The organism is Streptomyces sp. MCA2 (assembly GCF_023544705.1).
Taxonomy (GTDB): Bacteria; Actinomycetota; Actinomycetes; order Streptomycetales; family Streptomycetaceae; genus Streptomyces; species Streptomyces decoyicus.
On record NZ_JAMJFM010000006.1, the window covers coordinates 116743 to 129576 of the forward strand.

The window sequence follows — 12834 nt, forward strand, 5'->3', positions numbered from 1 at the left end:
TGGGGCACGCACACGGACCGGAAGCACAGCGGTACTTGAGCGCCGACCCCATCAGGGGGCGCCGCCGGGCAAGGAGGGCCGCATGACCGTACGGCGAGTAATGGGAATCGAGACGGAGTACGGGATCTCCGTCCCCGGCCACCCGAACGCCAATGCCATGCTCACCTCGTCCCAGGTCGTCAACGCCTACGCGGCCGCGATGCACCGGGCACGCCGTGCCCGCTGGGATTTCGAGGAGGAGAACCCGCTGCGGGACGCCCGCGGCTTCGACCTCGCACGCGAAAACGCGGACGCCAGCCAGCTCACGGACGAGGACATCGGCCTGGCGAACGTGATCCTCACGAACGGCGCCAGGCTCTACGTCGACCATGCCCACCCCGAATACAGTGCCCCCGAGGTCACCAATCCGTGGGACGCCGTCCTCTGGGACAAGGCCGGCGAGCGGATCATGGCCGAGGCCGCCGAACGGGCCGCCCAGGTCCCCGGCGCCCAGCCCATCCACCTCTACAAGAACAACACCGACAACAAGGGCGCCTCCTACGGCACGCACGAGAACTACCTGATGAAGCGGGAGACCCCCTTCTCGGACATCGTGCGGCACCTGACGCCGTTCTTCGTCTCCCGCCAGGTGGTCACCGGCGCCGGCCGGGTCGGTATCGGCCAGGACGGCCATGAGCACGGCTTCCAGCTCAGCCAGCGCGCCGACTACTTCGAGGTGGAGGTCGGCCTGGAGACGACCCTCAAACGGCCCATCATCAACACCCGCGACGAACCGCACGCGGACGCGGAGAAGTACCGCCGGCTGCACGTGATCATCGGGGACGCGAACCTCTCCGAGATCTCGACGTATCTGAAGCTGGGCACCACCTCCCTGGTGCTCTCCATGATCGAGGACGGCTTCATCGCCGTCGACCTGGCCATCGACCAGCCCGTCCGCACCCTCCACCAGGTCTCGCACGACCCCACCCTGCAACACCTGATCACGCTCCGCAGCGGCCGCACGCTCACCGCCGTACAGCTCCAGATGGAGTACTTCGAGCTGGCCCGCAAATACGTCGAGGACCGTTACGGAGCGGATGCGGACGACCAGACCAAGGACGTCCTGACCAGGTGGGAGGACGTGCTCGGCCGGCTGGAGAACGATCCGATGAGCCTGTCCGGCGAGCTGGACTGGGTCGCCAAGCGCGAGCTGATGGAGGGCTACCGGCGCCGCGACGGCCTGGACTGGGACGCGGCGCGGCTGCACCTCATCGACCTCCAGTACGCCGACGTACGGCCCGACAAGGGCCTGTACAACCGTCTGGCGGCACGCGGCAAGATGCAGCGCCTCCTGGACGAGCCACAGGTCGAGCGGGCCGAGCAGAAGCCTCCAGAGGACACCAGGGCCTATTTCCGTGGCCGCTGCCTGGAGCAGTACGCGGACGATGTCGCGGCCGCTTCATGGGATTCGGTCATCTTCGACCTGCCCGGTCGTGACTCCCTGCAACGGGTTCCCACACTGGAGCCGCTGCGGGGGACCCGTAAGCACGTCAAGGAGCTCCTTGACCGCTGCCGGACCGCGGAGGAGCTGGTGAGGACACTGTCCGGCCGCTGAGTTTCAGCAGGTGCACGACAGAATTTGTCGGGATGCACAGCCGATCCACGGCTGAAATCGTCGCGGGGCGGGAATCATCGAGGTGACTCCCGGGCGTTGCAGCAAGTGCAGGGCCGATGTCGGACCCTGCTTGTAGGGTCGGATCTTGAAGGTCACATCGAGCGGGGCGAACCGAGCGGGGTGAGGGACATGGCGACCAAGGACAGCGGCGGCGGACAGGCAAAGGCCACGCGTTCCACCGAAGAGGTCGAGGAGCAGACGCAGGACGCGGAGGCCTCGGAAGACCTCAAGGAACGCCAGGAAAAGTTGTCGGACGACGTGGACTCGGTGCTGGACGAGATCGACGATGTACTCGAGGAGAACGCAGAGGACTTCGTGCGGTCATTTGTCCAGAAAGGTGGACAATAAGCCCCGAAACGGGCATGGCCGGCTCGGGGGGACCGGCATGCTGTTCGCGGTGCGAGCGGGCACTGCCGACAGCCGCATTCTCCAGTAACAAGTCGATGCGAGACGGCCTTCAGGCGTACTGCCGGGAGTGCTCTGCGGAGTACTGCCGGCAGCGTCAGGCGGCCACGGGGCAGAACGGAACCGGGAGCCACCGCAAGCGCCACTACGGCCTCTCCGTGGCCGAGCGCGGCGTGATGATCAAGGCACAGTTCGGTATCTGCCCGATCTGTCTCGAGCCGGGCCCGAGGCATGTGGATCACGACCACGATACGGGTAAGGTCCGAGGCGTACCGTGCTTCAACTGCAATTCGGCACTCGGCAAGTTGAGGGATGACCCCGACGCCATGCGCAGGGCCATCGCTATCTGGAAGGAAACGTGTGGAAGCCAATACTCGAAGCACCGGGCGTCTACCGGCTGCCTTCCTGACGCCTGGATCCTCGTCGTTCATGGATTTCCTCGGCGAGCACTCGCCCGGTCTGCTGCCCAGCAACCGCCCGTTGCCGCCGGTGCAGGGTGCCATCGAGGCGCCGCACGGCACGACGATCGTTGCCGCGGCGTTCCCGCAAGGCGTGGTGCTGGCCGGTGACCGGCGGGCGACAATGGGCAATGTCATCGCGCAGCGTGATATCGAGAAGGTTTTCCCGGCCGACGAGTATTCGGCGGTCGGCATCGCGGGCACGGCAGGCCTCGCGGTGGAGATGGTCAAGCTCTTCCAGCTGGAGCTGGAGCACTTCGAAAAGGTCGAGGGTGCCCAACTCTCCTTGGAGGGCAAGGCGAATCGTCTGTCGACGATGATTCGCAGCAATCTGGGGATGGCCATGCAGGGCCTGGCCGTGGTGCCGCTGTTCGCCGGCTATGACCTCGACCGCGAGAAGGGCCGTATCTTCTCGTACGACGTGACCGGCGGGCGGTCGGAGGAGCACGGCTTCGCGGCGACGGGTTCCGGCTCTGTCTTTGCGCGCAGCGCGCTGAAGAAGCTCTTCCGGGAAGATTTCACGGAGAATCAGGCCGCCACCGCCGTCGTCCAGGCGCTCTATGACGCCGCCGACGACGACTCGGCGACCGGCGGGCCCGATATGGCGCGGAAGATCTACCCCATCGTCACGGTGATCACCGAAGACGGCTTCAAGAAGCTCACCGACGACGAAGTCTCGGAGATCGCCCGTGCCGTGCACGAGCGCCGCCTCGAACAGCCCGACGGCCCGCGCGCCGCGCTGCTCTGACGGGACGGATGTTCCGTAATGCTCCCCCGGCTCGGCCGGGCCGGGGGAGCCCCCAGCCACTGCGAGACCTTTTGACAGGAAGGGACGGATAGCCGGTGTCGACGCCGTTCTATGTCTCACCCCAGCAGGCCATGGCCGATCGCGCCGAGTACGCCCGCAAGGGCATCGCCCGCGGCCGTAGTGTCGTGGTGCTGCAATACACCGACGGCGTGGTCTTCGTCGCCGAGAATCCCTCCCGCGCCCTGCACAAGGTCAGCGAGATTTATGACCGGATCGCCTTTGCGGCGGTCGGCAAGTACAACGAGTTCGAGAATCTGCGGATCGGCGGTGTGCGCTACGCCGATCTGCGGGGCTACACCTACGACCGTGAGGATGTGACCGCGCGGGGCCTGGCGAATGTCTATGCCCAGACGCTCGGCACGATTTTCTCCAGCGCCGCCGAGAAGCCGTACGAGGTCGAGCTGATCGTCGCCGAGGTCGGCGCCGCTCCCGAGGACGACCAGATCTACCGGTTGCCGCATGACGGCTCGATCGTCGACGAGCACGGGTCGGTGGCGGTCGGTGGCAACGCCGACCAGATCAGCAGCTACCTCGACCAGCGTCACCGCGACGGTATGACGCTGGCTGAGGCGCTCAAGCTGGCGGTGGATTCGCTCTCCCGGGACAACAACGGCGGTGAGCGCACGCTGACCGCCGAGCAGCTCGAGGTCGCGACGCTGGACCGTACGCGCCCGCAGCAGCGCAAGTTCAAGCGGATCCTGGGGCGGCAGCTGTCCCGGCTGCTGGACGAGAGCGGCGGGGCGGATGCCGGGGACGCGGCGGCGGACGCCGATGCGGACGCCGGTGCCGGGGAGTCCGGGACCGCCGCCGAGGGCGCCGGGGACAAGGGCGCCAAGGGCAAGGGGGCCAAGGGCAAGGGCGCTTCGGGCGAGGACGGCCCCGAAGGGGAGCCTCTGCTCTGACGTCACGCTGTGGGGCGGATGCCCCTGCCGCGCGCCCCGGTGGGTCACTCCCCGTGGGGGCGCGCGGCGTTTTCGGGGGCGTCCGGGGGCGGGGCGGTGGAGCCGCGGGTGATGAGCTCGACCGGCAGGGTGGGGGCGTCGGCGGGGCGGCCGTCGAGCACGCTCATCAGGGCACGCATGCCGGCCTCGCCGAATTCCTCGGCGGGCAGTCGTACGGTCGTCAGCTCCGGCTCGACGGCGACGGCCAGGGCCAGGTCGTCGAAGCCGGTGACGGAGACGTCCTCGGGGACCCGCAGGCCCAGCCGGCGTACGGCCTTGCAGGCGCCCGCGGCGATGGTGTCGTCGTCGCAGAGCAGCGCCGTGGGGCGGGGGCCGGGGGCGGTCAGGGCGGCGCGTGCGGCGTGCAGCCCGGCGTCGACACCGAGGGCGGCCGGCCGGCGGCGCAGCAGCGTGCCGGGGACACCGTCGCATGCCGCGGTGACGGCGCGGGCGCGCAGGTCGAAGGTCCAGGAGTGCACATCGGCCGCGAGGTGGGTGATGTGGCGATGGCCGAGCCCGGTCAGATGGGCGGTCAATTGCCGTGCGCCGTCGGCGATGTCCAGGTTGACGGTGGCGGTGGCCCGGTCGTCGTCGGGGTCGCTGTCCAGCATGACCAGCGGCAGGTCGGCGTCCCGTAGGGCGGTGAGGGCCTCGGCGGCCATGGACGAGGCGATCACGCCGTCCAGGGTGGCCGCGGCGGAGCCGAAGGGGTCGCGGGCGGGGCCGATGCCTTCGGGGGAGGGGTAGAGGACCACTCCGAAGTCGTGGTCGGCGGCGATCCGGGCCGCGCCGGTGTAGACGCGGGCGAAGAATTCGGTGGTCAGGGCGGGGACGACCAGCAGGGCGGTGCGGGTGCGGCCCATCCGCAGGCTGCGGGCGGCGAGGTTGGGGCGGTAGCCCAACTGGCGGGCGGCGGTGCGCACGGCCTCGGCCTTGGCGGGGGAGACCCGGCCGCGCCATTTGTCGCCCAGGACGAGCGAGACGGCGGCCTGGGAGACTCCCGCGGCGCGGGCCACGTCCCGGCTGGTGGTGCGGCCGCCTGCCGGGCGCCTGCCGGGTGTGGTGGTCTCGTTGCTGGTCACCTGGGGTATCGCTCCTCGCGTCGCCGTTGCGGGGTGGACCTGGGGTGGGGGTCATGATACGTATAACGGCGAAGGTTATACGTATCACGTCCGTCCGCTCCGGACGGGAAAGGGGCAGGGATGGCCGCGGGATATGCGGAGCTGCTCAGAACCCGGCACGCGGCCCGGCTCCTGGTGGGGACGCTGGTCGGCAGGCTGCCGAACGCCACCGCCGCGCTGGCGGTGGTGCTCTTCCTCCGCGCCGAGGGCGGCAGCTACGCCTTGGCCGGTGCGCTCTCCGGCGTCTACGCCGTCTGCAATGCCGTCGGCCAGCCACTGCTGGGCCGGGCGGTGGACCTCTACGGCCAGCCGCGGGTGATGCTGCCCGCCTCGGTGCTCTCCGCGCTCGGTATGGCGCTGCTCGCGGTCGTCGGCCTGGATGTGCTGTGGCTCGCCTTCGTCGCCATGGTGATCGCCGGTTTCTTCACCCCGCCCCTGGAGGGCGGCCTGCGGGCGCTGTGGCCCGGCGTCCTCAAGCGCGCGGACCGGGTGCATGCCGCCTACGCGCTGGACGCGGTGGCGCAGGAAGTCATGTTCGCGGTGGGGCCCTTGCTGGTGACGCTGTGTGTGGCGGCCTGGTCGGAGGGGGTGGCGCTGCTGGTGATCAACCTGATCGGGGTGCTCGGCGCGCTCTCCGTGGTCGTCTCCGAGCCGTCCCGGCAGTGGCGCAGCGGTCCGCGGGAGGCGCACTGGCTGGGTGCGTTGCGCTCGGCCGGGATGCTGGTGCTGATCGGCGCGTTCTTCTTCGTGGGGCTGGCGCTGGGGTCGATCGCGGTCGCGGCGGTGGCGTACGCCGACGAGTACGGCGGGGGGATGGTCTCCAGTCTGCTGCTGTCCTCGCTGGGGGTCGGCGCGCTGGCCGGTGGCCTCGTCTACGGTTCACGCGAATGGCCGGGGCGGCCGGAGGGCCGGCTGCGGCTGTTGACCGCCCTGCTGGCACTGGGCTATCTGCCGCTGGTGCTGGTGCCGGGTGTCCTCGGGATGACGGCGTTGACCGGTGTCGCGGGGGTGTTCCTGGCGCCGGCGCTGGCCTGTGCGTTCGTGGTGGTCGACCGGCATGCGCCCAAGGGCACGGTGACGGAGGCGTTTTCCTGGCTGGTGACGACGTTCGGTGTCGGGTCGGCGGTGGGTGCTTCGGTGGTGGGTCCGGCCGTGGGGAGCGGCGGCGCGGTGGCGGGTTTCGCGGTGGCCGGAGCCGGTGGGCTCGCCGCGCTGCTCGTCCTTTTGTCGACGAAGCGATTTCTCGGGGATCCCGTGCCGCGTACGGCAGATGAGGCCCCGGCGGAAAATGATCGAAACGGGGCCGTCGAACCCGGTTTCAGAGCAGGCCATCAGGCGTAATGTTCAGTCATGGACCGCCGCATTTTCGGGCTGGAGAACGAGTACGGCGTCACGTGCACGTTCAGGGGACAGCGCCGACTGTCGCCTGACGAAGTGGCGCGGTACCTCTTCCGCCGTGTCGTGTCATGGGGCCGCAGCAGCAATGTCTTCCTGCGGAACGGCGCCCGCCTGTACTTGGACGTGGGATCGCACCCGGAATATGCAACTCCCGAGTGCGACAACGTGACCGAACTGGTCACTCACGACAAGGCCGGCGAGCGCATTCTCGAAGGCCTGCTCGTCGACGCCGAACGCCGCCTGCACGAGGAGGGAATCGCGGGCGACGTCTATCTCTTCAAGAACAACACCGATTCGGCGGGAAACTCCTACGGGTGCCACGAGAATTATCTCGTCGCCCGCCATGGTGAGTTCTCCCGGCTCGCGGACATCCTCATTCCGTTCCTTGTCACCCGTCAGCTGCTGTGCGGCGCGGGCAAGGTGCTACAGACTCCGCGCGGCGCCGTCTACTGCGTCAGCCAGCGTGCGGAGCACATCTGGGAGGGCGTCTCCTCGGCGACGACCCGTTCCCGGCCGATCATCAATACCCGCGACGAACCGCATGCGGATGCCGAGCGGTACCGCCGGCTGCATGTCATCGTCGGTGACTCCAACATGTCCGAGACGACCATGATGCTGAAGGTCGGGGCCACCGATCTTGTCCTGCGCATGATCGAAGCGGGCACGGTCATGCGGGATCTGACGCTGGAGAACCCGATCCGGGCCATCCGTGAGGTCAGTCATGACATCACGGGCCAGCGCAAGGTGCGGCTGGCCAGCGGGCGCGAGGCATCGGCGCTCGAAGTCCAGCAGGAGTACTACGAGAAGGCCGTGGATTTCTGCGACCGCCGCGGAATCCGTACGGGCACCGTCGAGCAGGTCCTGGAACTGTGGGGCCGTACGCTCGAGGCGATCCGGGACGAGCAGCTCGACCGTATCTCGACCGAGATCGACTGGGTGATGAAACATCAGCTCATCGAGCGGTATCGCACAAAGAACAACATCACCATGTCCCACCCCCGGGTGGCGCAGATAGACCTCGCGTATCACGACATCCACCGCCGCCGAGGGCTGTACTACCTCCTGGAGCGGAAGGGGCAAGCGGCGCGGATCTGTAACGACTTGAAGATTTTCGAGGGCAAGTCGGTGCCGCCGCAGACCACCCGCGCCAGGCTGCGCGGCGACTTCATTCGCCGGGCACAGGAGCAGCGCCGTGATTTCACGGTCGACTGGGTGCATCTCAAGCTGAATGACCAGGCGCAGCGCACGGTCCTGTGCAAGGACCCGTTCCGTTCGGTGGACGACCGGGTGGAGAAGCTCATCGCCGGCATGTGAGCCGATTCCGGCGAGTGTCCGGTGCACCGCGTCCGGGCGGATTTCCCGTCGTGGCTCCATGGCGGGAAATCCGACCCGTTCGGGTGGCGGTGCCGAGGCGTGTGGGGCCGGTGAGGGTGCCGGTCGAGTGCAACAGTGGCGGGGTCCATGTGACATGGACCCCGCCACTGTTGCGTGGCGTGGTTAGAGTGGCCCAGTCCATTTACATTGATCGCAGCCCGTCTTGAGGGATTTACGTGCGCCGACGCCGAATCGCAGCCCTGATCGCCGTGCCCCTGCTTCTCGTCTCCGCAGCGGCCTGCGGCAATGACGACTCACCCGAGGCCGGCTCAGTGCCGGCGGTGAGCGGGCAGGCGGACGCCAAGCCCAAGGTGGCAAAGGGCGAAGGTGACCCGCCCAAGAAACTTCAGGTCAAGGTGCTGAAGAAGGGCAACGGCCCGGCGGTGAAGAAGGGCGACGCCCTCAACGCCAACTACCTCGGCCAGACCTGGACCGGCTCCGCCTTCGACAACAGCTGGGACCGTGGGGCGCCGGCCACCTTCGAGATCGGCAGCGGCAAGGTCATCAAGGGCTGGGACGAGGGTCTGGTGGGCCAGAAGCTCGGCAGCCGCGTCGAGTTGGTGATCCCGCCGGACAAGGGTTACGGCGCGCAGGCGCAGCAGAAGATCCCTGCGAACTCCACGCTGGTCTTCGTCGTGGACCTCAAGAAGGTCATGCCGAACAAGATCGAGGGCAAGCCGGTCGCGCAGGACAACGCCGAGCTGCCCAAGGTGGGCACCAACATCGACGGCAAGGCGCCGAAGATCACCATCCCCAAGGGCCAGGACGCCCCGAAGGGCATCGAGAGCGAGACGATCATCGAGGGCAAGGGCGCGAAGATCGGCAGCAAGGCCACCGTGCGTGCCAACTACACGGTGGCCACCTGGAAGGACGGCAAGGTGATCGCCGACACCTGGGCACCGGGGCAGTCCGGGGCGCAGGAGGTGCCCATCGCACAGCTGCCGGGCTGGCAGGAAGGCCTCAAGGGCAAGAAGGCCGGCAGCCGGGTGCTGATCGTGGTGCCCAAGAGCAAGCTGACCCCGGAGCAGCAGAAGTCCATCGGATCGGATCTTGCCTTCTCCGTGGATGTCCTCAGCGTCAGCTGACGTTGATCTGCGAGACTGAGGCAGTAATCGTAAAGATTCGTAAGTAGGAGCACATTCGTGAGCATCGACAAGCCCGAGATCGACTTTCCTGAGGGCCCGGCTCCCACCGAGCTCGAGATCGTGGACCTGACGGAGGGCGACGGGCCGGTCGCCAAGGCCGGGGACACCGTCTCCGTCCACTATGTCGGCGTGTCGTTCAGCACCGGCGAGGAGTTCGACGCGAGCTGGAACCGCGGCAAGCCGCTCCAGTTCCAGCTGGGCGCCGGCCAGGTCATCGCCGGCTGGGACCAGGGCGTGCAGGGCATGAAGGTCGGCGGCCGCCGTCGGCTGACCATCCCCGCGCACCTGGCGTACGGCGACCGCGGTGCCGGCGGCGGCCGGATCGCCCCGGGCGAGACGCTGATCTTCGTCTGCGACCTGGTCTCCGTCTGAGACCGGTGCCGGTCGCCGTGCGCGACCGCTGCTGACGTGTCCGAGGGCCCGCGCCGAGACGGCGCGGGCCCTCCGGCTTTTGCCCTGACCTCCCCGAGCGGTACGGTCAACGATCGGGAGTACAACGAGAAAGGGCGTCGATGGCGATTGCCAAGGCCGAGCGGCTGATGAACCTGGCGCTGTGCCTGCTGGGGACACGACGCCCGCTGACCAAGCGTGAGCTCAGGTCGTCCATCGAGGCCTATATCGAGGCGAGCAGCGACGACTCGTTCAACCGCATGTTCGAGCGCGACAAGGACGATCTGCGCGAGCTCGGCCTGGTCATCGAGACCGTCGAGGGCATCGAGGGCGACATCGGCTATCTCGCCCGCCGCGACAGCAACCGCCTGCCCCCGATCACGCTGGACGCCGAGGAGGCTGCCGCACTGGGGCTGGCCGCGAAGATCTGGCAGCAGGCCCGGCTGGCGGGCGCCGCCAGCGGCGCGCTCCAGAAGCTGCGCGCGGCCGGTATGCCGCTGGCCGACGGGGCGGACTATGACGCCGGGCAGCCGCACAGCGCCCTGGAACCCCGTATCCCGGCCCATGAGGCCGCCTTCGAGCCGCTGATGCTGGCCTGCCGCGACCGCCGCCCGGTCGTCTTCGACTACCGCAAGTCGAACGCCGCCCACCCCGAGCAGCGGCAGGTCGAACCGTGGATCCTCGAATGCTGGCGGGGGCATTGGTACGTGGCCGGCTGGGACCGCGAGCGCAAGGCGGAGCGGGTCTTCCGGCTCTCCCGGATCACCGGCAAGGTCCGTTCCCGGCAAGGGGCGTTCACCGCTCCGGTGCCCGATCACGTCACCGTCCGCGAGACCGTCGAGAGCTGGGCCGGGGAGACCGCCACCGGCACCGCACGGATCAGGCTCCGTGCCGAGCACGGCTATCCGCTGCGCGCCCGTGCGCTCACCGTTCGCGACCTGGGCGACGGCTGGGACGAACTGGAGATCCCCAACGGCCACGGACTCGACGCCTGGCTGGTGGAGTTCGGGCCCGACGTGGTCGTACTGGAACCCGCGGAACTGCGCGCCGAGGTCATCGACCGGCTGCGCGCCGTGGCCAAGGGCTGAGAGGGATACGAGACCCATGGCGACGAACGCGATCGACCAGACCCGCCGGATGCTGTCCCTGGTGACCTACCTGCGCGAGCGCCCCGGTGCCCGCGTCGGTGATGTCGCCCGCGCCTTCGGCATCACCGAGGACGAGCTGATCACCGACCTCGACATCCTGCCGATGTGCGGTACGAGCTTCCGGGGCGGCGACCTCCTGGACATCGACACCGACGGCGACCGCATCTGGTGGCACAACCCCGACGATGTCGCGGAGCCGCTGCGGCTGGCCGCCGACGAGGCGACCGCGCTGCTCGTCGCGGCCCGTGCGGTGGCCACCCTCCCCGGGCTGCGCGAGGGCGACCGGCAGGCGCTGCTGCGTGCCACCGCGAAGCTGGAGGCGGCGGCCGGTGAGGCGGCCGGCGCCAGTGCCCGGCTGTCGGTGACCTTCGAGTCCGAGGGCGGAGTGTTCGCCGACGTGGACCGCGCCATCGCCGAGCGGCGCCGGCTGTGGCTGCGCTACTACTCCCCGGCCCGTGACGAGCTGACCGAGCGCGAGGTCGACCCGATCCGGCTCTTCGCCGTCGGACACACCTATATGGAGGCGTGGTGCCGGCTCTCGGAGGCCCGGCGCACCTTCCGTCTCGACCGGGTCGCCGAGATCAAGCTGCTGGACGCGCCCGCCGACCCGCCGCCGGTCGAGCTGCGCGATCTGTCGGAGGGGCTGGTACAGCCCGCGGCCGAGGACCCCGAGGTGTCCATCGAGGTCGGGCCCGGCGGCCGCTGGGTCGCCGAGTACTACCCGCACGACAGCGCCGAGGAACTCCCCGACGGCGGACTGCACATCACGCTGCGCACCCCCGACCCGGCCTCGCTGCGACGGCTGGCGCTGCGACTGGGCCGCGACGGCCGGATCGTGGCGCCGCAGGCCCTCGCGGACAGTGCGCGGCAGGCCGCCGACCAGGCGCTCGCGGCGTACGGCGAGTGAGCGCGGCGGACCGGGTGGCGCGCGGCGCGCGCCGCGTCGCGCAGGGAGAAGGAGGAGGCAGCGAAGGATGACGTCCACGAGGGCGACCACCGCCCTGGCGGGCATGACCGCCCCGGTGCTCTTCAAAGCGGCCTGCCCGGACTGCCGGGGCCGCTTCGAGCTGGCCTCGGACGCCTTCCGGCTGGCGATCGGCGGCAGCAGCCGCACCACCTTCTACTCCTTCACCTGCCCCGACTGCCGCCGCGCGGTGCGCAAACCGGCCGGCGAGCGGATCATCGAGCTGCTCACCGGCGGCGGGGTCCGCACGCTGCGGCTGCACACGGGCTGACCGATAGGCTCGCCCCATGCTCTGGCCCATGATCGCAATCGCCCTCGGCTTCGTCGGGATCGCCGTGCTCGGCGTCCTCGCCGTCCGCGTCTTCGCCGAAGTACGACGGCTTTCCCGCCAGGTCGGAGCGACATCGGAGCGGATCCAGCGGGCCGCCGAGGACCTGGAGCGGGCGGCGGCGCCATTGGCCGCATCGGCGCATTGGCGGGAAACGGAGTAGCGGACGTGACGGGCCGAAGCTCTCGTACGTGTGGACGGTACGCTGTTCCGCAGGGCCGAAGCGTGCGGCGCGGCCCGCTACTCGGAGTGCGCACAGGGGTTGCCCAGCGTTTACCCGTGAGCGTTACGATCGCTGCTAGCACGGCGGGCGGACGGATGTCCGGCCAAGTCAGGTAGCTCCATCCCCAGCCGCCTCGGTGAGAAGGTAGACGCTTATGTTGTTCGGAAAGATCGGCGCTCCCGAGATCATTCTCATTCTCGTCGTCGTCGTCCTGCTGTTCGGCGCCAAGAAGCTGCCCGACATGGCGCGCTCGCTCGGCAAGTCCGCCCGCATCCTCAAGAGCGAGGCGAAGGCGATGAAGTCCGAGGGCGGCCAGAAGCAGGAAGCCCCCGCCGACCCGCCGAACCCCGACTCGCAGAGTGCGACCCGGACGATCAAGGCGGCGCCTGGTGACGTGAACGGTGCTCGGCCGGTCGCCGAGAACGATCACAGCGTGCAGCGCTGAATCCAGGGCTTGACTGTGGCAGTGGCGCGTCC

General features: G+C 69.1%; 14 protein-coding genes and 1 pseudogene. 14 read left to right on the forward strand and 1 reads right to left on the reverse strand.

Features of this window, described 5'->3' with window-relative positions; translation table 11 throughout:
- The first annotated feature begins 82 nt into the window (after window positions 1-82).
- From dop to prcA, 5 genes and pseudogenes are all read left to right on the forward strand, one after another.
- A complete protein-coding gene (dop, locus tag M8I34_RS06970; protein WP_250048401.1) occupies window positions 83-1594 on the forward strand; it encodes a depupylase/deamidase Dop in 1512 nt (503 codons plus the stop codon).
- Window positions 1595-1783: 189 nt separating this feature from the next.
- The gene (locus M8I34_RS06975; protein ID WP_018087774.1) at window positions 1784-2002 is read left to right on the forward strand and encodes a ubiquitin-like protein Pup; all 219 of its coding nucleotides are present in this window, start codon (window positions 1784-1786) and stop codon (window positions 2000-2002) included.
- Between the two features lie 233 nt (window positions 2003-2235).
- Window positions 2236-2343: pseudogene (locus tag M8I34_RS41590) on the forward strand (endonuclease domain-containing protein); the annotation flags it as partial.
- Between the two features lie 76 nt (window positions 2344-2419).
- Entirely contained in the window at window positions 2420-3265 is an 846-nt protein-coding gene (prcB, locus tag M8I34_RS06985) for a proteasome subunit beta (RefSeq protein ID WP_244415849.1), read from the forward strand.
- A 95-nt stretch (window positions 3266-3360) separates the two neighbouring features.
- Window positions 3361-4227, forward strand: coding sequence for a proteasome subunit alpha (prcA, locus tag M8I34_RS06990; RefSeq protein ID WP_250048402.1), 867 nt, complete (start codon window positions 3361-3363; stop codon window positions 4225-4227).
- 44 nt (window positions 4228-4271) lie between these two features.
- Here the strand turns inward: prcA and M8I34_RS06995 are convergent, their stop codons facing one another.
- Window positions 4272-5348, reverse strand: a complete 1077-nt coding sequence (locus M8I34_RS06995) for a LacI family DNA-binding transcriptional regulator (RefSeq protein ID WP_250048403.1) — start codon at window positions 5346-5348, stop codon at window positions 4272-4274.
- Between the two features lie 120 nt (window positions 5349-5468).
- On the opposite strand from M8I34_RS06995, the gene M8I34_RS07000 reads away from it, so the two are divergent.
- The 9 genes from M8I34_RS07000 (at window position 5469) to tatA (ending at window position 12802) form a co-directional block, all read left to right on the forward strand.
- Window positions 5469-6728, forward strand: a complete 1260-nt coding sequence (locus tag M8I34_RS07000; protein WP_250048404.1) for an MFS transporter — start codon at window positions 5469-5471, stop codon at window positions 6726-6728.
- A 9-nt stretch (window positions 6729-6737) separates the two neighbouring features.
- Window positions 6738-8099 carry a Pup--protein ligase gene (gene pafA, locus M8I34_RS07005; protein WP_030987033.1) on the forward strand — a complete coding sequence of 454 codons (1362 nt, stop codon included), beginning with the start codon at window positions 6738-6740 and terminating at the stop codon, window positions 8097-8099.
- Window positions 8100-8335: 236 nt separating this feature from the next.
- Window positions 8336-9244, forward strand: a complete 909-nt coding sequence (locus M8I34_RS07010) for an FKBP-type peptidyl-prolyl cis-trans isomerase (RefSeq protein WP_250048405.1) — start codon at window positions 8336-8338, stop codon at window positions 9242-9244.
- Window positions 9245-9301: 57 nt separating this feature from the next.
- On the forward strand, window positions 9302-9676 hold the full coding sequence (locus M8I34_RS07015; RefSeq protein ID WP_018087767.1) for an FKBP-type peptidyl-prolyl cis-trans isomerase: 375 nt from the start codon (window positions 9302-9304) through the stop codon (window positions 9674-9676).
- Between the two features lie 140 nt (window positions 9677-9816).
- Complete coding sequence (locus M8I34_RS07020) at window positions 9817-10782, forward strand: YafY family protein (protein WP_250048406.1); 966 nt, start codon at window positions 9817-9819, stop codon at window positions 10780-10782.
- A 16-nt stretch (window positions 10783-10798) separates the two neighbouring features.
- Window positions 10799-11749: a YafY family protein gene (locus M8I34_RS07025; RefSeq protein WP_250048408.1), complete on the forward strand. Its 951-nt coding sequence runs from the start codon at window positions 10799-10801 to the stop codon at window positions 11747-11749.
- Between the two features lie 67 nt (window positions 11750-11816).
- Window positions 11817-12077 carry a hypothetical protein gene (locus M8I34_RS07030; RefSeq protein ID WP_030987045.1) on the forward strand — a complete coding sequence of 87 codons (261 nt, stop codon included), beginning with the start codon at window positions 11817-11819 and terminating at the stop codon, window positions 12075-12077.
- Between the two features lie 16 nt (window positions 12078-12093).
- Entirely contained in the window at window positions 12094-12297 is a 204-nt protein-coding gene (locus M8I34_RS07035) for a hypothetical protein (protein WP_250048409.1), read from the forward strand.
- A gap of 217 nt (window positions 12298-12514) precedes the next feature.
- Complete coding sequence (gene tatA / locus M8I34_RS07040; RefSeq protein ID WP_244419989.1) at window positions 12515-12802, forward strand: Sec-independent protein translocase subunit TatA; 288 nt, start codon at window positions 12515-12517, stop codon at window positions 12800-12802.
- The last annotated feature ends 32 nt before the right edge of the window (window positions 12803-12834 follow it).